Genomic DNA, 20,105 nt, shown 5'->3' with positions numbered 1-20,105 from the left:
GGACGCGCACATCGACTCCCGGAGACCGAGCCCATGAGATCGCTACGCCGCCACCGCGAGCACCACCGGACCGAGCGCGTCGGCTGGCTGCGCGCCGGCGTGCTCGGCGCCAACGACGGCATCGTTTCCACCGCCAGCCTGGTGCTCGGCGTCGCGGCGGCCAGCGCCGGCAAGGAGAGCATCCTGGTGGCGGGCGTCGCCGGGCTGGTGGCAGGGGCGATGTCGATGGCGGCCGGCGAGTATGTTTCGGTGCATTCGCAGGCCGACACCGAAAAGGCCGACCTGTCGCGCGAACATGCCGAGCTGGAGGCCGACCCCGTGGCGGAACAGCGCGAGCTTGCCGCCATCTATGTCGCTCGGGGGCTCGACCCGGACTTGGCGCAGCGGGTTGCCGGGCAGCTGATGGCGCACGATGCGCTCGGCGCCCATGCGCGCGATGAACTCGGCATCACCGATGCGCTTGGCGCACGGCCGCTCCAGGCCGCCCTGGCTTCGGCGGCGAGCTTTTCGGTCGGTGCCGCGCTGCCGCTGGGCGTGACCGCGCTGACGCCGATGCAAAACCTGATTCCGTCGGTGGCCGCGACCTCGCTCGCCTTCCTCGCCCTGCTGGGGGCGGTCGCGGCGCGCGTGGGGGGCGCGAGCGTGCTGAGGGGGGCGTGGCGGCTCACCGTGTGGGGAGCCCTGGCGATGGCGATCACCGCGGCTGCAGGGGCGCTGTTCGGCGCGCTCGCCTGAGCGCCGGCGCCTCTGCCGGGCCGGTTCCGGGGCGAGGCCGCACGCCATGCTCACAACCAGTATTGCCAGAGCCGGCCGAACAGCTCCTTCACACGCAGGTCGAGCGAACGCCGCCGCCATTGTTCGAGGGTGATCTGCTCGGAGTCCGCGATGTCGCGTTCGAACGCGGCGCGCATGCGCTCGCCGAATGCCGTGCCCAGCACGACCGCGTTCACTTCCTCGTTATGCAGGAAGCTGCGCCAGTCGAGATTGGTCGAGCCCACCGTCGACCACACGCCGTCGATCAGGGCGGTCTTGGCGTGCATCAGCGCCTTGCGCCGCTCGAAGATCTTCACCCCGCTGCGCAACAACTCGTCGTAGTAAGAGCGCCCGGCATGGAACACCAGCGCCGAATCGGTGGTGCCCGGCAGCACCAGGCGGACGTCGACCCCGCGCGATACGGCGTCCTTCAGCGCGCCGAGCAATTGCGGGTCGGGCACGAAGTAGGCGTTGGTCAGCAGAACCTCGGTTTCGGCGCTGTTGATCGCCGACAGCAGGGTCACATAGATCAGGCTGAAGGCATCGTCGGGCGAACTGCCGATGGCGCGCACGACCTCCTTGCCCTGCGGCGGTAGCGGCGGAAAGTACTTGCGCTGCGCCAGCGGTTCGCCCTTTTGCCTTTGCCAGGTATCGAGGAACAGCTTCTGGAATTCCGCCACCACCGGGCCATCGAGTTGCAGATCGGTGTCGCGCCAGGGCAGTGCGCCGTCCGGGCGGCGCTTCGAGTGCCGGCTGAACGAGCCGCCCGAGTAAACGCTGCTGATGTTGATGCCGCCGAGAAATGCCGTCCGGCCGTCGACGATTAGCAGCTTGCGGTGATCGCGCTGGTTGACCGCCCACCCTGCCTTGGCCGCCAGCGGATTGACCGGGTTGAACTCCAGCGTGTGCACACCGCTGTCACGCAGGCGCTGAAGGAACTCGGCCGGCGTGTCGAGGGTGCCGACGCTGTCGTAGATCAGGTTCACCTGCACCCCTTGCTGCTGCTTGGCGATCAGCGCGTCGGCAAAGCGCTGCCCTACCTCGTCGGCCTCGAAGATGTAGGTTTCCATGTTGATGTGGTCGCGCGCCGCCCCGATCGCCGAGATCATGGCGCGGTAGACGTCGGGGCCGTCCTCCAGCAGGCGGACGCGATTGCCGGCCAGCAGCGGGCTGTCGGAGACGGCCTGCTCGACCGCGAGGTGGCGCTCGAAGATGTCGCCGGCCGTGTTGTCGCGCTGCAGGCGAGCCAGGATCTCGCGGCTGCGTGCCGCCGAGAGTGGTCTGTGGGGTCCGTCGATCTGCACCGGCGCCGCCGGGAGCGCCATGTCGGGCACGATCACCGGCAGTGAACTGCAGGCCGCCAGTACCAACGCCGCGCTCATCGCCGGGAGCCCGCCCGTGCGCCGGGCCAGCGCGCGCGGCCCGCCTGCCATTGCGGGCCGCGGGTGGAGCAGATTGCGTTTCACGATCGGATCAGTCATCTCGGAAGGGGCCGCCGGGCTGTTCGATACGGCGTGTGCGCTGGGTTGCCGTGGGTGCTGCGCCCGTCAGAACCTGGCTGCCAGGCGCTCGAGCCTGGCCACGTCTTCGGCCAGCGGCAAGGTGTGCCGGGCACGTCCCAGCGCCCGCTGCGACTGTTGTCGCGCCGCCGCCTGGAAGGCCGGGTGGCCGAGGCGGGACAACGACAGCAGGGTCTTCTGCAGCCGGATGCCCACGGCCAGCGTCCCCGCCCCGGACTCGGAAATGGGCGAGAATGCATCGTTGAACAGATCCTCTACGGCAAGCGGCGGAACGAACACGTGCGGATAGAAAATCTCGCTGTCCTCGTCGCGGGCTTCGGCCAGGATGGCGAGAACGCGCACCAGGGAGGCGAGGGTGGCGATCGCGGTGCCCGGGTCGTTGACCGCCGGTGACAGCGCCTTGGATGCGATCTCCGACAACACCATGATGCCGAAGCGCGGGTCCTGGTCGAAGGAGCGCCGCGCGGCGACATTGAACGCCTCGCGCACGGCCTGCAGCGTTCCAGCGTCGGCGACGAAGTCGAGCCAGGCGATCGGCACGACCGTGTCGACGAAGTCGCCCGGCAGGGCCTCGACATGGATCTCGCCGCCGCCCAGGCGGGCGATCCGCTCCAGCGCGGCCACGTCGATATGCTGCACGTAGCCGATCTTGGTGCTTGCGACGCAGGCTACTGCCGGGGCCGGTCCGATCCGCATTCGGCCGCCGATACAGGGGTGTTTCCAGCGCGCGCGCATGGTATGGGCGGCGACGGCCTCGACGCGGTCGATGGCATCGCCCACGCGTCCGAAACGCGCCAGCAGATCGATCCAGCGCAGCAGGGTGATGACGATGATGGCGATGACCCCGATCGTGCCCACGAACAGCACGACACGGCCACTGTCCCCATACACGCCCGCATTGAGGGCGATGATGCCGACCAGGCTGAAGAGGAAGCTGCCGACGAAGGTGGCCAGCGCATTTTGTGCGCTGCTGTCCTGGATCAGGAGTTCGGCCACCCGAGGCGTCGTTGCGCTCGATGCGGTGGCATAGGCGGCGACCATGGTCGCCAGCGAGAACGTCGTCACCGCGAGCATGCTCGAGGCGAGGATCTGCAGCACGTTGCCGATCGAAGCGGCGCCGATCTTGCCCGACCAGTCGGCGGGAATGAGCGGCGCGAGGGCGATCGCGGCGATTGCGGTGAGAATGCCGGCGACGGCGAACAGGCTGGCCCGCACCCAGAGGCGGCGGGCGAGTTCGGTGATTAGCCAGCGCAGTTGTGTTGGCACGCCTGGTTCCTGTTGTCTTGCAGGGTGCTGTCGCTTCGGTTCGCTCTCTTTCGCTGCTTTACAAGCGCAGGGGAACGCACGGCCGGGACCTGCCGCAGCGCCGCATGTCCCGGTTCCGGGGCGTTCCGGCCCCCGGGCGCCATCCTCCCAAGCCCGGGGGCCGTGGTGAACAGCGGAGTCGCTAGACGGCCGGTTAGATTGGCGCGGCCCTGCTGTTCAGCCTTTATCTGCGCTCAGTGGCGCGGGTCGTCCGGATACGGCTTGGTCCGGTAGTAGGAATGGATCGACTGCGTCCATGCCGGGTCTGCCATGTCGGGCCAGTGGTCCTTGTCGAAACCGGGCGCGCTGGCGAGACGTTCCTTGTCGATGTCCAGCACGAAGCGCTTGTGCTCGGTGTCGAGGGTCAGCGCACTCCAGGGCACGGCGAAGAGTTTTTTGCCCATACCGAGAAAGCCGCCGAAGGACAGCACCGCATAGGCCACGCGGCCGCTGTGCACGTCCAGCATGATTTCCTTGATCTCGCCCAGATCGTCTTCCTGCCGGTTGTAGACGTCGTTTCCGATCAGCGTATCGGCGCCCATCAGGTGGGGGCCGGGTCCCCGCTCCGTAGCGGGGCCCGGCGTGAGGCCGGCGGTGGCTTTGTACATGCCATAGGTGTCGCGTTCTTCGTAGTTCATGGTCTACTCCTGCAATGAAAGCCTGCAATGAAAGGCGGGTTCAGTCGGCTTTCTTGATTTCATCCTTGATGTCTTCCTTGAGGTCGCCATAGCCGGCCTGGACCTTGCCGACGGCCTGCTCGATCTTGCCTTCGTCTTCCAGGCGCTGGCTGCCGATGACCTTGCCGGTGACTTCCTTCACCTTGCCTTGCGCTTCTTTCATCCTGCCTTTGACTTGATCCTTGTTCATTGCTGTCTCCTGAAAATCTGCCTCGGCGATCGAGCGCAGCGTGGAGCCGGGTTTCCGGCGTCACGTCGGACACAGGATGCCCGGTGGCGCGGGGGCGGTCTGTACGTCAGGGCACATTGGCGCACGTTGCGGAAAGCGCGGCAGATCAATAGCGCTCGACGCTGCCGTTCACGATCCGCACGTGGTCGCCGACCCTGAGGTCGTCGGCAGTGCTCCGCATCAGGGCCTGATAGCCGCCGTTTTCCATGCGTACGGTGATCTTGTAGGCGTCCACCGTCTGGTGCTGCCGGTCCTGCTGCTGGCGTTTTTCGATTTCGTGGCCGATATAGGCACCGCCTGCGGCACCGAGCACGGTCGCGGCCGTGTTGCCGCTTCCGCTCCCGACCTGATGACCGACGACGCCGCCGACGACGGCTCCGGCGACGGTGCCCAGACCGATGCCGGTGCCGCCGATGCCGGTGCTGGTACCGGTTGTCGCGCTGGCCTGGCTCACCCGTTCGATGGAATGGATGATGCCGTATCCGGCATAGACGTTGCTCTGGTTGGAGGAGCCGGCGCCGACCGGGTTGTAAGGATCGCTGGTGGTCCCGCAGGCGCCGAGCGTGAGCATGCCGGCGAGCCCCAGCAGCGCGGCGAGTCGATGGGTCGTTTTCATTGCAGATCTCCAACGCGAGTCGAACGTGCCGTGAGCCGGCAGGGCGCCTCGGCGCCGGTGCGGGCAGGCGGACGGCGACCGGGGCGCGGTTCAGATGCCGCGCCCGCTGATCACTCTGAGCAGGACGACGACCAGGGCGATCACCAGCAGGATGTGGATGAAGCCACCCAGCGTGGTCGAGGTGACCAGCCCGAGTAGCCACAGGATCAGCAGTACGATGGCGATGGTGTAGAGCATGGCGCCCTCCGTTCTTGTCCAGACGAGCTTCATTGGTGATCCTGTCGGTGGGGGCTGTCTGTCTTCCAGCGCACACAAGTGCCGATGAGCCGCAGTGCGCGGGGCCTGCGATCAGTGTGCGGTGCAGCGGCGCTCGGGCCATGCGCGGTGCCAGCTCGCCACCCAGGCGGGCAGGTCCGCGGCCGGCATCGGCCGGGCGATGCCATTGCCCTGGGCGAGGTCGCAGCCCAGCGCCAGCAGCAGCTCGCCGTGCGCGGCGGTTTCCACGCCCTCGGCGATCACCTCGCGGTGGAAGGCCCGCACCAGGCCGATCACGCCTTCGACGATCGCGCGGTCATCGGCGTCGTCGATCATGCCGAGCACGAAGCTCTGGTCGATCTTGAGCCGTTCGGCCGGAAGCCGCTTCAGATACGTGAGCGAGGAGTAGCCGGTGCCGAAGTCGTCCAGCGCGAAGCGCACCCCGAGCGCATGGCAGGCATGCATCACCTCCGAGACATGCGCCATGTCTTCGAGGGCACTGGTTTCCAGCACTTCGAGCTCCAGAAAGCGATGCTGGACATCGGGATGGGCGAGCAGCAGGGCGGTGAGCTGCGGGACGAACTCGTCCTGCTGCAGCTGGTGGGCGCCGATGTTCACGCTGACCGGGATGCCCTGCCCTGCGGCATGCCAGGCGCTCATCTGGGCGAGCACGGCAGCCAGCACCCATTCGCCCAGTTCGACGCTGATCGGGTGGTCCTCGATGATGGGCAGGAAGGCGGTCGGCAGCAGCAGGCCGCGCTCGGGGTGCTGCCAGCGGATCAGGGCTTCGGCGCCGATCACCACGCCCGTCCGCATGTTGATCTTGGGCTGGTAGTAGAGCACGAACTCGCGCTGCGCCAGCGCGCGGCGGATATGCTCCAGGCTCTCGTGGCGGCTCTGCAGGGCCACGTCCTGGACCACGTCGAACAGGTGGTAGCGGTTCTTGCCCGCCTGCTTGGCCTGGTACATCGCCTGGTCGGCATGGCGCATCAGCTGGTCGGCATTGGCGGCGTCCTGCGGGTAGAGGGTGACGCCGATGCTGGCGGACACGTGGAGCAGCGCGTCGCCCACCGTCGCCGGCGCGGCGGCGGCCTGCAGCAGGCGGACGAGCACCGGGACGCAGTCCTGCACCTCCTCCAGGTCGACCAGCACTGCGACGAACTCGTCACTGCCGATACGCGCCAGGGTGTCGCCTTCGCGCAGCGCCGTCTTCATGCGGTGGGCGAGGGCGATGAGCAGTTCATCGCCGGTGTTGTGGCCGTGCCGGTCATTCACCACCTTGAAGCCGTCGAGGTCGAGGTAGGCCACGGCGAGCGCCCGCTCATGCCGTTCGCACTGGAGCATCGCCTGCTGCAGGCGGTCGGCGAGCAGCACGCGGTTGGGCAGGTTGGTCAGGGCGTCGTAGTGGGCGATGTGCTCAAGCTGCTGCTGGTGCGCCTTCATCGCCGTGATGTCGGTGAACAGGGTGACGTAGTTCCGCGTCCTGCCGTCGGCATCGCGCACGGCGCTGATGGTGGTCGATTCGACATACACCTCGCCGCTCTTGCGCCGGTTCCAGATCTCGCCCGACCACTGGCCGTCGCGCGCCAGCGCCATCGCCATCGCGGCGTAGAACTCCGGCCCCTGCACGCCGGAGTCGAGCATGCGCGGGTCGCGCCCGAGCGCTTCGTCGCGGCGGTAGCCGGTGATCCGGGTGAAGGCGGCGTTGACTTCGAGGATCGTGCCCGCCGCGCTGGTGATGATGATGCCCTCGCGGGCGTGGGTAAACACGCTGGCGGCGAGTTGCAGGCGGGCTTCGGCCTGCGCGCGCGCGGTGATGTCCGTGACCACGGCGTGGCAGGCCTGCCCATCGGCGCCAAGCGTGGCCTCGATCTGCACGATCAGCGGCGGTCGCCCCTCGCCGTTCAGGTGCAGTTCGCAGGCGGGGTGGGGCTGCGCCGTGAAGACCTGTTGCAGGAAGGCGTCGAGGCCCGCCAGATCGGCCGCGGCGACGAAGGCGCCGAAGCGCCTGCCCGTCAGCCGGGTGCGCTCGATGCCGAGCAGGCGCGCGCCCGTGAGGTTGGTCTGCAGGATTGTGCCGTCGCGCTCCAGCGTGAAGTAGCCCACCGGCGAAAAGTCGTAGAGGTCGGTGTAGCGCGCAAGCCCGGCTTCCACCAGCGCGCGCGAGGCCCGCAGCTCCTCGTTCTGCAGCTCAAGCTCGATCTGGTGCACCTGCAGCTCATGCAGCAGGCGCTGTGTTTCGGGCTGCACGCGAGGGGGGCGTGCGATGCCGCGCAGGTGCTGTTCGGCGCGCCGGCGCAGTTCGGCGGCGCCGGGAAGCTTGCCTGCTTTCATGTCCTTTTTTCCACCTCCCCCCTTGTCCTTGCCCCGCCAGCACGGCGTTACGTCTTCTGGCTGGTGAGGCGCTTTTCCAGGATAGCTTGTGCCTTCTTCAATGCCAGCTCCAGCGCCCGGGCCCGGTCGAGCTCGCCGGTCTGCGCCGCGAAGCGTCCGCGCAGGGCCGACAGGGCCTCGCGCAAGGTTTCCTCTTGCGCTCTGGTCATGCTGATGTCGATGAAGGTGATCACCACCCCGTCGATGCGGTTGTCCTGGGTGCGGTAGGGCATGATCCGCACCGTGAACCAGCGCCCGTCGCGGGTGGGCACCTGGCGCTCGTGGAAGATCAGCGAGCGCAGGACCTCGTGCACATCCTCGGCCAGCGTCGGGTAGTCGAGCTCGGTGACGAGGTCGGTGACGGGCCGGCCGGCGTCGCCGGGGATCAGCTTGATGATGCTCGTAGTCTGGGTGGTGAAGCGCCGCACCTTGAGTTCGTCGTCCAGGAACAGGGTGGCGATGTCGGTGCTGTTGAGCAGGTTCTTCATGTCGTCGCCGGCCTGCGATAACTCGTCGACCTTGGCTTGCAGTTCGTGGTTGACCGTCTGCAGCTCCTCGTTCATCGACTGCATCTCTTCCTTGGAGGTGGTCAGCTCCTCGTTGGTGCTTTGCAGTTCTTCGTTGGTGGACTGGAGTTCTTCGTTGGCGGACTTGAGTTCTTCCTGCGAGGACTGCATCTCTTCGCGCGTGATCTGCAGTTCGTCGCGGCACTGCTTGAGCTGGTCGGCCACGGCGGCGAGCCTGAGGTGATCGTCGGCGCTAGGTCCGCTCTGCTCCGAGGCGTTCGCGGCCGCCGGCGGGGCGATGTTGGCAAACACGATCAGGACCATCCCCAGCAGGGCGGCCGGTTCGGCCAGCGGGTGCACGGTGAGGTCGATGAACTGGGTCCCGCCTTCGGTTCCGACCGGCACCGCCTTGAGCAGCACCGTGACCTTGTGCCGGACGGCCTTGGCGAAGGCGGCATCGAGCGCGCTGCTCAAGCCTTCCCGGGCCATGGCAAAGACGTTGAGGTTTGCCTTGCCGGCGGCCGGCTCCAGGTACCTGCCGGTCTTGCCGTTGACATAGACGATGTCGCCCTTGTCGTTGGTCAGCACGGCGGCCGGGCAATAGTGCTGCAGTAGCAGGGATTCGGTCAGCGCTTTCAGGTTGGGGGCGGACAGCGGCGTCTGCACCGGAGGGGCCGATCCCGCCACCGGGTCGGTGCGCGCGTGCTGGCGCACGAAGGCGGATGGAAACTCGGCCAGCGCCGCCCGCATCTCCTTGTCCCGGCGCTGGTAGAGCCGAGTCCGGCCCGGCCGCGGCATGAACAGGGCAGCCGCGTCGCCGACCGTCTCCGCGCTGCCCAGCATCAGGATGCCGCCGGGATTGAGGCTGTAGTGGAACAGCGGCAGCAGCTTCTTCTGCAGTTCGGCCTCGAGGTAGATCAGGAGGTTGCGGCAGCTCAGCAGGTCGAGCTTGGTGAACGGCGGATCCATGACCAGGTTGTGGGGGGCGAAGATCACCATTTCGCGGATCTCCTTACCCACCCGGTAGCCGCGCTCCTCCTGCACGAAAAAGCGGCGCAGGCGGTCTTCGGCGACGTCTGCGGCGATGTTGGCCGGGTAGACGCCGGCCCGCGCCTTGTCGATGGCGTCGTGGTCGAGGTCGGTGGCGAAGATCTGCAAGGCGTAGTGGGCCGCCGGATCGAGCCGCTGCAGCGCTTCGCGGAAGACGATGGCGAGCGAGTAGGCTTCTTCGCCGGTCGAACAGCCCGGCGTCCACGCCCGCAGGGTGCCGCCGTCGGGGTGGGCGGCGAGCAGCGCCGGGATCACCTCGGTCTGCAACTGCTCCCATACCGCCGGGTCGCGGAAGAAGCGGGTGACACCGATCAGCAGTTCCTTGAACAGCAATTCGGTTTCGTGCGGATTCTCGCGCAGGTAGCGGACATAGTCCGCGATCCGGGGCAGCTGGTGCAGGCCCCGGCGGCGCTCGATGCGGCGGTACAGTGTGCTCTTCTTGTACAGCGAGAAGTCGTGGCCGGTGTGCGCGCGCAGCAGCAGCAGAACCTTATCGAGCCCGCTCTGGTCGGTGTCCGCCTGCACCGGGTCGGGCGCGCGGAGTGGCGCCGGGAGGTGCTGGAGATAGGCGATGATCCTGTCCGGCAGTTCCTCGGCTGGGGCGATGAGGTCGGCCAGACCGGCCTCGATCGCGCTGCGGGGCATGCCGTCGAACTTGGCCGAGGCCGGGGACTGGACGAACACCGCGCCCGCCTTCTCCTTGATCGCGCGCAGGCCCAGGGTGCCGTCCGAGCCCATCCCCGAGAGGATGACGCCGATGCTGCGCTCCTGCTGGTCGTCGGCCAGGGCGCGGAAGAAGTAGTCGATCGGCAGGCGCAGGCCGCGTGGCGCGGCCGGCTCGAGCAGATACAGCACTCCGTGCAGGATGGACACATCGCGGTTGGGCGGAATCACATAGACGTGCTCCGGCTCGACCTTCATCCCGTCCGCGATTTGGACGACGGGCATCGCGGTGGTGCGCTGGAGCAGCTCGACCATGATGCCCTTGTAGGCCGGATCGAGGTGCTGGATGACGACGAAGGCTAGTCCGCAGGCCGGCGGCATGTGCCCCAGGACCAGTTCGAGGGCCTCGAGCCCGCCGGCGGAGGCACCGATGCCGACGATCGGAAAGGGCGCTTGCGCAGCGGCTTCAGCTGCTGCGTTGGCGGGCGGGGGGTGCGGTCGTGTGCGGGGCGGCGTGCGCGGCATGGTCGGTGGATACCTGGTGGTGGCAGGCGGCAGCCTGTCGGGGCGGTGCCTGCTTGTCGCGTTTTTCCGTGCCGCTGTCAATCACCACCATGCGGCATTCCTGGCCGCTTTCGTCCGCCACCGCCTCGATGCTGACCGCCTTCGCGCCACGCTGGCTGGTCGCCGTCAGACGAAGCTTGCAGCGTTCCCGGCACCTGCCCTGCAGCACCGCTTCGTGGAAGCGGTTGAACACGGGCAGGTAATCCGGCTCGACGAAGGCGGCGAAGCGATACGGCCGGGTCTGCGAGCGCTGGATGCCGAGCAGGATCGCTCCGGCAAGGTTGAACTGGACGATGACGCCCTGTGCATCGAGGGTGAAATAGGCCAGCGGTGCGAAGTCGTAGATGTCGGCGTATTTCCTGCGGAGGGTATCGGCCTCGTCGTAGGCGTGGCGCAGCTCCTCGTTGTTCATCTCGAGCTCGATCTGATGAACCTGCAGTTCGTGCAGCAGGCGCGTGCTTTCCCATTGCGTATCCGGCAGGGGCGGGCGGTCCTGCTGCAGGCGGGTTTCGGCACGTTTGCGCAGGGTGGCCGGGTTTGGTCGCGCCCGGTCCCAGCGCAGGCTCGCCGGGGCCAGATGATAGAGGCGCTCGTACTCGGTGCGGACGACTCGGTAGCATTCGCAGGTGCGGGCCTCGAGGGCGGTGCGGTCGGTCACCGTGATGTGTCCGCGGCGATAGTGGAGCAGGCCAGCCGCCTGCAGTTTCCCGGCGACTTCGGTCACCGCCTCGCGGCGCACGCCGAGCATGCTGGCGATCAGTTCCTGCGTCATGTCGAGCTGATTGCCGGGCAACTGGTCGAGGCTGAGCAGGAGCCAGCGGCACAGCTGCTGGTCCACGGTGTGATGCCGGTTGCAGACTACGCTTTGCGCCATCTGTGTCATCAGCGCCTGGGTGTAGCACAGGCACAGGCGCAGCAGGTTGCCGTGCTGGTCGAGTTCCCAGGCCATCACCTCGGCGCGCACGCGGTAGGCCGTGCCCGCGCTCTGGACGACCGCCTTGTGCGTCGTCGCCTTGCCGCCCAGCACCAGCGGAATGCCCACCAGGCCGTCGCAGCCGGTCATGGCCAGTTCGGCCGAAGAGCCGTCCTCGGTCGTGAATACCAGCGACACGATGCAGGAGGTCGGAAAGTACACGAAGCCGAGCGCGTCGCCCGGCTGATACAGAATGTGGCCCAGCGGCAGGGTGACGCGTTCGAGATCGTCCGCCAGGCGGGCGTAGTCCGCCGCCGGAAGGGCCGCCAGGATGCGGTTTTGCCCGGTGCTCGGCGTCGATGGAGCGCTCATTGCCGATCTCCTCGCGGTGCAGGGGGCCGCGTGCGCCCGATTGCAGGGCCAGGTGCAGGGCGCACGAGGCGAAGTCAGTCTCCTGTGTGCTTATGTGTAGTGGTGCACAGACGATCCACCGTCAAGCCGTTTCCGCCGCCTTGATGGAAAAAGCTCCGCCCGCGGCAGGCCCGGACAGGCCCGCAGCGGGTCTTGGTGGCGCCAGGCCGGCCTTAGTCCGCCCGTTGCAGATCGGCGATCACCGCAGCGAGGAAGCGGCCGGCCTCACCGCCGGTGACCACGCGGTGGTCGAAGGTCAGGCTCAGCGGCAGCACCCGATGCACCACCGCGACCCCCTCGACCGCCACGACCTGGTCGTGGGCACGGCCGGCGCCGAGGATGGCGACGGTGGGCGGGACGACGACGGGGGCGGCGTACTTGCCCGCGATCATGCCGAAATTCGACAGCGTGATCGTGCTCCCGCGCAGTTCCTCGGCGGGAATCTTGCGTGCGAGGACGTCGGCGTGCATGCGGTCGAGGCCGCGGCGCAGGTCGGCGGCGTCGCGCTGGGCGACGTCGCGCAGCACCGGCACGAACAGGCCCTCGGCGAGGTCCACGGCGATGCCGACGTCGACCCGCTCGAGCCGGCGCAGGCCCATCGAGTGGCCGTCGTACCAGGCGTTGAGCGCGGGCTCGGCGCGGCAGCCGGCGACCAGCGCACGCACCAGGCGGATCGTGATGTCGCTGTCGGCCGCCCAGGCGTGGATGTCGGCGTCGTCGATCACGGTGGCGGCGGCGACTTCGGCCTGGGCCAGCGCCATGTTCTGCGCCATCGCCCGACGCACGCCGCGCAGCGGCTCGGCGGGGCCGGCGGCGGCGAGCTCCTTCGCTGCGCGCTGGACGTCGCTGCGGGTGATGATGCCGTCTGCGCCCGAAGGGGCGACCATCGCCAGTTCGATGCCGAGCTGACGGGCCAGCGCGCGCACCGCGGGAGTGGCGCGGACCGCCGACGGGCCGGCGCCGATCGCGGCTGGGGCTTCGGCATGGACTTCCTGGCCGACCTGCACTTCGCCCACCACGGTGCCGCTGTCGGCGTCCTCGTCCGCGCCCTCGAAGCCCGCCAGCGGGGCGCCGACATGGACGAGCTGGCCGGCCTCGCAGTACAGCTTGACGATACGGCCGGAATGCGGCGAGGGAATCTCGACGATCGCCTTTGCCGTCTCCACCGACACCAGCGGCTGGTCGGCGGCGATGTCGTCGCCGGCCTTGACGTGCCATTCGACGATTTCGGCCTCCTGCAGGCCTTCGCCCAGGTCGGGCAGCTTGAAGATCTTCATGATGCCTCCTCCAGGGTGCGCCGCGCCGCGGCGACGATGCGCGCCACGCTCGGCAGGTACTGCTGTTCGAGCCGCGCGAGCGGGATCACGGTGTCGTAGCCGGTGACACGCTGCACCGGAGCGAGCAGGGAATACAGGCCTTCCTCGGCGAGGCCGGCGGCGATCTCGGCGCCGAGCCCGGCGGTGCGCGCGGCTTCATGGACGATCACGCAGCGCCCGGTGCGCGCCACCGACTCGAGGATGGTCGCCATGTCGAGCGGCTTGAGGGTGGCGAGGTCGATCACTTCGGCCATCACCCCCTCGGCGGCGAGGGCGTCGGCGGCGGCCTCGGTCTCGTGCATCATCGCTCCCCAGCTCACCAGGGTGAGATCGGTGCCGCCGCGCAGGGTGAAGCACACGTCCAGCGGCAGGGCCTCGCCGTCGTCGGCGACGTCCTGGCGGAACAGGCGGTAGAGCCGCGTCGGCTCGAGAAAGATCACTGGGTCGGGGTCGCGGATCGCGGCCAGCAGCAGGCCGTAGGCGCGTGCCGGCGAGGACGGCATCACCACGCGCAGGCCGGGGACGTGGGCAAGCATCGCCTCGGGGCTTTCGGAGTGGTGCTCGGGGGCGTGGATGCCGGCGCCGCAGGGGGTGCGCAGCACCAGCGGGCAGGACAGCCGCCCGCGGCTGCGGTTGCGCAGGCGCGAGGCGTGGTTGATCAGGTGATCCAGCGCCGGGTAGAGGAAGCCGGAAAACTGGATCTCGGCCACCGGCTTCAGCCCCATCGCCGCCATCCCCACGGCGGTGCCGGCGATCGCCGTTTCGGCGAGCGGGGTGTCGATCACCCGCTCCGCGCCGAAGCGCTGCTGCAGGCCGAGGGTGGCGCGGAACACGCCGCCGTTGGCGCCGATGTCCTCGCCCAGCAGCACCACCGCGGGGTCGTGGGCGAGGGCGTGGGCGAGCGCCTGGTTGACTGCTTCCACAAGATTGAGCTCAGCCATGTTCCCCTCCGCGCGTGTCGATGAGTCGATTGTCCGGGCGATGCCGGAGCCGCATGGCGGCCCCGCTCAAGGCGATTTGCCGCTGTCCCCGCCGTCGTGCGGCGCAAAGCGCAGCGCGCTGGCGCGTTGTCCCTGCAAGGCGGCGGGCAAGGTGGCGTAAAGGTAGTCGAACATCGCCGCGGTGTCCGGGGGCGGGGTGGCGAGATAGGCTTCGACCGCGGCGTTGACCGTTTCGGTGCATTCGTGGGCGAGCGCTTCTTCCTGCTCCTTGCTCCATGCGCCCAGGTGCAGGAGGTGCTTGCGCAGGCGGGCGATCGGCTCGAGCGCCCATTGTTCCTGCACCAGCGCGGGGTCGCGGTAGCGCGAGGCGTCGTCGGCGGTGGTGTGGTCGCCGAGGCGGTAGGTCAGGGCCTCGATCAGGGTCGGCCCGCCGCCGCTGCGCGCGCGCTCGATCGCCTCGCGGGCGACGTGGTGCACGGCGACGACGTCGTTGCCATCGACCTGGATGCCGTCGATGCCGGCTGCGATCGCCTTCTGCGCCAGCGTCGCAGTGGCGCTCTGTGCGCTGCGCGGCAGCGAGATCGCCCACTGGTTATTGCTGACTACCAGCACCATCGGCGCGTTCCACACCGCGGCGAAGTTCATCCCTTCGTAGAAATCGCCCTTGGAGGTGGCGCCGTCGCCCATGAAGCACACCGCCACGCGCGCTTCGCCGCGCAGCTTGAAAGCATAGGCGGCGCCGGCGGCGTGGCAGACCTGGGTGGCGATCGGCACGCAGTTGGGGAAGTCGCTGCGTGGTCCGGAGAAGTCGCAGCCGCGCTCGTCGCCACCCCAGTAGCGCAGGCTTTCCTCGACTTTCACGCCGCGCACGAGCTGGGCTGCATGTTCGCGGTAGGACGGCAGCAGCACGTCCGCGGCGTCCATCGCCGCGGCGACACCGACGCCGACCGCTTCCTGGCCGAGCGCCGAAGCGAAGGTGCCGAGCTTGCCGGTGCGCTGCAGGGCGATCGCCTTGGCGTCGAACGTGCGCGTCAGGTACATCGCACGGTAGAGGGGGACGAGGGCGGCCGGGTCGCGTGCGAACGCGGGCAGCGGCGCAAGGGCTTCGCCTTCGGTGTCGATCAGGCGGACATGTTCGATGTGAAAACGCGCGACGGTGCTCATCGCAGTCTCCCTTTCAGGTCGAGCGTGGTGCGCAGGTGCCCGGGGTGGTGCGGTTTCGGTTGCGGCCCGCCGTGCAAGTGGTGTTGAGGCCTTGCCGGCAGGTGTGTCGGGCGGTTCTCGTCATCCGTCAGTGCCGCCGTTTGCATATTTGGAACGTCTTGCCGCGGCGATGTTCCCGCTCCGGTGCAAGCCGGACCGATAAAGTGCGATGCGTTCGGAGTGCCGCGGGGGCGGTCGCAGCGCTCGATGCGGGCGCAAAAAAAGCGACCCCGGAGGGTCGCACAGGAGGGATCGGCCGCGCATCGCCGCCGCAGCGGCCGGGCGCTCAGAAGCGGTAGCCGAGGCCGACCATGAACACCCACGGGGCCACATCGACGTCGACCGCGACCTTGCTGGTGCCGAGCCTGGCGGTGGCGGTGGTGTCGATGTCCACGTACCACAGCGCGGCGTTGACCATCAGCCGGTCGGTGAGCATGTAGTCGGTGCCGAGCTGCAGCGACAGGCCCCAGGACTCGTCCAGTTCCAGGCCGGAAAAGCCGTTGGCGCGCTGTGCGCGGCTGAAGCCTTCGTCGAAAAACCGGGTGTAGTTGATCCCGGCGCCGATGTAGGGCTGCCACTTCGAGTCCGGCGCCAGCGGGAAATACTGCAGCGACAGGGTCGGCGGCAGGTGCTTGAACTCGGCCAGCCTGCCGTCGATGCCGGGGGCAACGCCGGAGACCTTGACCTGGTGCTTGAACGGGGTGGCCGCGAGCAGTTCGATGCCGATGTGGTCGGTCAGCATGTAGCTCAGGGTCAGGCCGAGCTGGGTGTTGTTGTCGATCGTCGCCTTGCTGCCGGGCACCGCGCTGCCATTGACCCGGACGGCGGAACTGTCGTCCTGCGGGGCGACCACTGCGGCGCCGGCGCGCACGATGAAATCGCCTTCCTTGTGCGCCATTGCCAGCGGGCTGGCGAGGGTGAGTGCAAGGGCAGAAGAGAGAAGGGCGCTTGTTTTCATTTTGAGCTTCCTGAGCGAGTGAAAAATCCTGGGTTCGCTCATGCTATGACGACAGGGAAGCCTGGATTTGATCCAAATCAAGGGTGTGTGAGTTAAAAGATTGATTGAGATCAATAATATTGATCGTGCGATGCGTCATGTTGTGATCATATTGACTGCAGAAGCGGTGTTTCGACGATGCTGCACCGCAAGCCGCAAGCCGCAAGCCGCAAGCCGCAAGCCGCAAGCCGCAAGCCGCAAGCGGCAAGCGGCAAGCGGCAAGCGGCAAGCGGCAGTCCTGGCGGACTGCGGCCTGCCCATCGGCGAACGCGGGGGTGGAACGGAACGGATGGCGCCGTTGCGGCGCCGTGGCGCACTCAGGCGGCTTCGAAGTGCTCCAGCATCAGCTGCACGCTGCTGACGCCGTTGTATTCGTTGATCCCGAGCCGGTAGGCGGCGTGGATCTGGGCGGCGGCGCCGTCGGCGTGGTTGAAGCGGATCGCCTCATGGCGGACGCCGCTGCGCGACAGCTCGAGCTTGAGGTGGCGATCTTTCAGCAGGCGCTGGCGTTCGACGCGGAAGACGTCGTCGAACAGCGGGGCGGGGAAGTCCTGCCCCCAGATTTCCGCTTCCAGCATGCGCACCGCATCGAGGGCGAAGTAGCCGGACTCGAGGCTGCCGTCGGTGTCGATGCGGCGCTGCAGGTCGGCGGGGGCGATCAGCTCGCCGACGACCTCCTCGAAGGCGGCGTCGAAGTCGGCCAGTTCGCTCTCGCGGATGGTGAGTCCGGCGGCCATGGCGTGGCCGCCGAAGCGCAGAACGAGGTCGGGGTGGCGCTTGGTCACCAGGTCGAGCGCGTCGCGCAGGTGCAGACCGGGAATCGAGCGCCCGGAACCCTTGAGCTCGCCGTCGGCGGCGCGGGCGAAGGCGATCGTGGGCCGGTGCAGGCGTTCCTTGATGCGGCCGGCAACGATGCCGATCACGCCCTGGTGCCAGTCGGGCTCGAACAGGGCGATGGTGGCGCGGTTGCCGGCGCTCACTTCGCCATTGATTCCCGCCAGCCGTAGCAGTGCTTCTTCCTGCATGCCGGCTTCGATCGTGCGGCGTTCGCGGTTGAGGCGGTCGAGCACCTGGGCGATGTTCATCGCCCGCCCCGGGTCGTCGGTGATCAGGCATTCGATCCCCAGGCTCATGTCCGATAGCCGCCCGGCGGCGTTCAGGCGCGGGCCGATCATGAAGCCGAGGTCGGTCGTGCTGGCGCGCGCCGGGTCGCGCCCGGCGAGGGCGAACAGGGCGCGGATGCCCGGCTGCAGGCGGCCGGCGCGCATCCGGGCGAGGCCCTGGGCGACGAGGATGCGGTTGTTGCGGTCGAGCTTGACGACGTCGGCGACGGTGCCGAGCGCGACCAGGTCGAGCAGCGCGGCGAGGTTGGGCTCCTTGCCGCCGGCAAACGCCCCGCGCTCGCGCAGCTCGGCGCGCAGCGCGAGCATGGTGTAGAACATCGCGCCCACGCCGGCCAGCGCCTTGCTCGGGAAGTCGCAGCCGGGCTGGTTCGGATTGACGATGACGTCGGCCGCGGGGAGGACGTCGCCGGGCAGGTGGTGGTCGGTGATCACGGTCGCCATGCCGTGGGCGCGCGCGGCGGCGATGCCTTCGACGCTGGCGATGCCGTTGTCGACGGTGATGAGCACGTCGGGCTCGAGCCGCGCGGCGATGTCCACCATCGCCGGAGTGAGGCCGTAGCCGAGGGTGATGCGGTCGGGCACCAGATAGTGCACGTCGGCGCCGAAGGCGCGCAGCGCGCGCATGCCGACCGCACAGGCGGTGGCACCGTCGCAGTCGTAGTCGGCGACGATGACCAGGCGTGCGCCGGCCTCGATCGCGTCGGCGAGCAGCTGCGCCGCTTCGCCGGTGCCTCTGAGGGCCTCGGGCGGCAGCAGGTTCTTCAGCGCGGTGTCGAGCTCGTCGGCGCGGGTGATGCCGCGCGCGGCGTAGAGGCGGGCGAGCAGCGGATGCAGGCCGGCGTCGGCGAGGCGGTCGAAGGCGCGCTGCGGCACGGCGCGGGGCTGGATGCGGGGGGTGGCGGGGCTCATCGGGAGGCGGCGGTAGGGGGGGCGTCGGAAAGCGGCGGGCCGGGGAGCGGGGCGAGTGTTTCGAGCAGGGTGCCGAAGGCGCAGGGCTTGCGCCAGAATTTCCAGCGGTCGCGGGCGCGCACGTCGAGCTCCAGGGTGCCGCGGTCGCCCGGCGCGCTCAGGTGCAGCGCATCGAGCGTGCCACCGCCGAGGGCCGCGGCAAGCGGAGCGAACCAGTCGCGCTCGAGCATTTCGAGACCGCTGCGCCAAGCGTCCACGTCGCGCTGCTGCGCTGCGCGATGCAGGGTGTCGAGCAGGACCAGGGTGTCGCTGCGCAGGGCGGTTTCGAGCTGCGGCGGGGTGGGTTCGAGGCCTGCGGCCCGGGCCAGCCCTGCGCTCAGCGGATCGACGGCCTGGATGGCGGCAAAGGGCGCGTGCGGCGCTGCGCTCAGCGCCCCCGCGCCCCACAGCCACAGGCTGTTGACCGCACGCCGGCCGGCTTCTTCGCGGCGGCGGTTGAGCCGATGGTTGTGCAGCACGATCTGTGCTTCGTTCATCGTCCGCTGCCACTGGCGGGCGTCTTCGCCTTCGGGGAGGAAATGCTTCACCGGGCGGCCGACGACGTCGTCGAGCGGGTACAGCTTCACCTGCGTCGCTGCGGCCAGGCGCAGGTACCAGCGTGTCGGTGCGCACGCTTCGAAACGGCCGAGATCGGCAAAGACCTCGTCGAGCGCAGCGACCAGCTCCGCGGCCTCGGCAGCGTCGAGCTCGTCTTCGGCGAAGCCGTTCAGCAGCAGGTGTTCGCGCGCGAAGGACAGGTTGACCGGGTCGGCGCACAGCCAGAATGCATCGGCCTCGGCGCGCTGGGCAGGATCGCGGGCATGCCCGCCGGCTTCGCCGAGGCGGCGCAGCGCGGCCAGGGGCAAGGGCTCACCGGCCGTGGCCGGGGGGAGGCCGAAGCAGCGCGCGAGCCGGCGGTCGAGCGGTTCGGGGGCACCGATCCGCCAGCGCCCGAGGCCGAGCAGGCGCTCCAGTCCGGGCAGGGCCAGGCCGCTGGCGGGGCCGACGAGGCTGGCGGACGGCCACAGCAGGCCGGGAATCAGGAGCTGGATCGGCATCACGGGAACAGGAGAGGAAGCGGCGCGAGTCTAGCACGGCGCCTATCGGGCGCTGCCGCGCCGGCCACGGGGCGTGCGCGGGGGCGGGGCGTTCCCGATCGAAACGCCGGCGAGTGTGCAACCAAGTGCGCAACCGAGCGCGCCGCGGTGTGTCGAAGGAAAACGGGGTTGATCGAGGAGGAAAGGCCATGAGCCCGGAACACCTGAGCGCACTGATCGCCGAGATCGAGGCGGAAACTCCGCTCGATTTCAGCGCCGTGGCCATCGATGCGCAGTATGCACGGCGGCTGATGGCCAGCCATTTCTGTGAAATCGATGCGCGCCTGGCGGCCTGCGGCCTGCTGCTCGAGGACCGGCTGGAAATGATGGCGGCGATCGCCGCGCATGCGCTGGTCGAGAACATGCTGCTGCAGCTGGTGCAGTTGCGCACGGTGGCGGCGCTGCACGAGCGGTCGAGGGCGCGCGGCGGTGAGCCGCGGGGGGCCGCGGCGGAGGGGGGCTCGGCGGCGGGCGCCGATGGGGCGGTGGATGCGGCGTTCCGGGAGTGGATGCGGCGCCACGGCATCGGCTGACGGCAGCCTGGAGAAGGGAATACGGAAAGGGGGCAATACCTCTTGGCGGGAGGGCACCGATACAATGGCGGCCACCATGAAATCAAGCTCCTCGTCTTCATCTCCCGCTCC

At 68.8% G+C, this 20,105-nt stretch carries 17 protein-coding genes; 2 read left to right on the top strand and 15 right to left on the bottom strand.

The genetic code is table 11. The features are described 5' to 3' along the window. Positions 1-33 precede the first annotated feature (33 nt). Entirely contained in the window at positions 34-735 is a 702-nt protein-coding gene (locus tag MXC99_RS13455; protein ID WP_247725941.1) for a VIT1/CCC1 transporter family protein, read from the top strand. Positions 736-785: 50 nt separating this feature from the next. Here MXC99_RS13455 and cls read toward each other — a convergent pair whose 3' ends face one another. The 15 genes from cls to MXC99_RS13380 form a co-directional block, all read right to left on the bottom strand. Beyond that, positions 786-2,219 carry a cardiolipin synthase gene (gene cls / locus MXC99_RS13450; RefSeq protein WP_247725940.1) on the bottom strand — a complete coding sequence of 478 codons (1,434 nt, stop codon included), beginning with the start codon at positions 2,217-2,219 and terminating at the stop codon, positions 786-788. An 81-nt stretch (positions 2,220-2,300) separates the two neighbouring features. Beyond that, on the bottom strand, positions 2,301-3,539 hold the full coding sequence (locus tag MXC99_RS13445; RefSeq protein ID WP_247725939.1) for a DUF2254 domain-containing protein: 1,239 nt from the start codon (positions 3,537-3,539) through the stop codon (positions 2,301-2,303). A 233-nt stretch (positions 3,540-3,772) separates the two neighbouring features. Continuing rightward, positions 3,773-4,216, bottom strand: a complete 444-nt coding sequence (locus MXC99_RS13440; RefSeq protein ID WP_247725938.1) for a PRC-barrel domain-containing protein — start codon at positions 4,214-4,216, stop codon at positions 3,773-3,775. A 40-nt stretch (positions 4,217-4,256) separates the two neighbouring features. Next, positions 4,257-4,445 (bottom strand): CsbD family protein, encoded by a 189-nt coding sequence (locus tag MXC99_RS13435; RefSeq protein WP_247725937.1) that lies wholly within the window; start codon positions 4,443-4,445, stop codon positions 4,257-4,259. A 145-nt stretch (positions 4,446-4,590) separates the two neighbouring features. Next, positions 4,591-5,100 (bottom strand): glycine zipper 2TM domain-containing protein, encoded by a 510-nt coding sequence (locus tag MXC99_RS13430; protein ID WP_247725936.1) that lies wholly within the window; start codon positions 5,098-5,100, stop codon positions 4,591-4,593. A 90-nt stretch (positions 5,101-5,190) separates the two neighbouring features. After that, positions 5,191-5,370 carry a lmo0937 family membrane protein gene (locus MXC99_RS13425; protein WP_247725935.1) on the bottom strand — a complete coding sequence of 60 codons (180 nt, stop codon included), beginning with the start codon at positions 5,368-5,370 and terminating at the stop codon, positions 5,191-5,193. A gap of 78 nt (positions 5,371-5,448) precedes the next feature. Then, entirely contained in the window at positions 5,449-7,689 is a 2,241-nt protein-coding gene (locus MXC99_RS13420; protein WP_247725934.1) for a putative bifunctional diguanylate cyclase/phosphodiesterase, read from the bottom strand. 47 nt (positions 7,690-7,736) lie between these two features. Further along, the gene (locus tag MXC99_RS13415; protein ID WP_247725933.1) at positions 7,737-10,472 is read right to left on the bottom strand and encodes a chemotaxis protein CheB; all 2,736 of its coding nucleotides are present in this window, start codon (positions 10,470-10,472) and stop codon (positions 7,737-7,739) included. Beyond that, positions 10,414-11,796: a helix-turn-helix domain-containing protein gene (locus MXC99_RS13410; protein ID WP_247725932.1), complete on the bottom strand. Its 1,383-nt coding sequence runs from the start codon at positions 11,794-11,796 to the stop codon at positions 10,414-10,416. Before MXC99_RS13410 ends, MXC99_RS13415 begins: the two co-directional genes overlap by 59 nt. Before the next feature lie 212 nt (positions 11,797-12,008). Next, positions 12,009-13,112, bottom strand: a complete 1,104-nt coding sequence (locus MXC99_RS13405; protein ID WP_247725931.1) for a dihydrolipoamide acetyltransferase family protein — start codon at positions 13,110-13,112, stop codon at positions 12,009-12,011. Further along, the gene (locus tag MXC99_RS13400) at positions 13,109-14,092 is read right to left on the bottom strand and encodes an alpha-ketoacid dehydrogenase subunit beta (protein WP_247725930.1); all 984 of its coding nucleotides are present in this window, start codon (positions 14,090-14,092) and stop codon (positions 13,109-13,111) included. The genes MXC99_RS13405 and MXC99_RS13400 overlap by 4 nt, the downstream gene beginning before the upstream one ends. Positions 14,093-14,158: 66 nt before the next feature. Beyond that, complete coding sequence (gene pdhA / locus MXC99_RS13395) at positions 14,159-15,256, bottom strand: pyruvate dehydrogenase (acetyl-transferring) E1 component subunit alpha (protein WP_247725929.1); 1,098 nt, start codon at positions 15,254-15,256, stop codon at positions 14,159-14,161. 325 nt (positions 15,257-15,581) lie between these two features. Then, positions 15,582-16,253, bottom strand: a complete 672-nt coding sequence (locus MXC99_RS13390) for an OmpW/AlkL family protein (RefSeq protein WP_247725928.1) — start codon at positions 16,251-16,253, stop codon at positions 15,582-15,584. A gap of 356 nt (positions 16,254-16,609) precedes the next feature. Next, entirely contained in the window at positions 16,610-18,325 is a 1,716-nt protein-coding gene (gene recJ, locus MXC99_RS13385; protein WP_247725927.1) for a single-stranded-DNA-specific exonuclease RecJ, read from the bottom strand. Beyond that, complete coding sequence (locus MXC99_RS13380; protein WP_247725926.1) at positions 18,322-19,422, bottom strand: hypothetical protein; 1,101 nt, start codon at positions 19,420-19,422, stop codon at positions 18,322-18,324. Before MXC99_RS13380 ends, recJ begins: the two co-directional genes overlap by 4 nt. Positions 19,423-19,610: 188 nt before the next feature. On the opposite strand from MXC99_RS13380, the gene MXC99_RS13375 reads away from it, so the two are divergent. Further along, positions 19,611-19,994, top strand: coding sequence for a hypothetical protein (locus tag MXC99_RS13375; RefSeq protein WP_247725925.1), 384 nt, complete (start codon positions 19,611-19,613; stop codon positions 19,992-19,994). Positions 19,995-20,105 lie beyond the last annotated feature (111 nt).

Source organism: Thauera aromatica (assembly GCF_023093595.1).
GTDB lineage: Bacteria > Pseudomonadota > Gammaproteobacteria > Burkholderiales > Rhodocyclaceae > Thauera > Thauera aromatica_A.
Note: the sequence above shows the minus strand (reverse complement) of the source record. Positions and strands in the feature narration are given on the sequence as shown.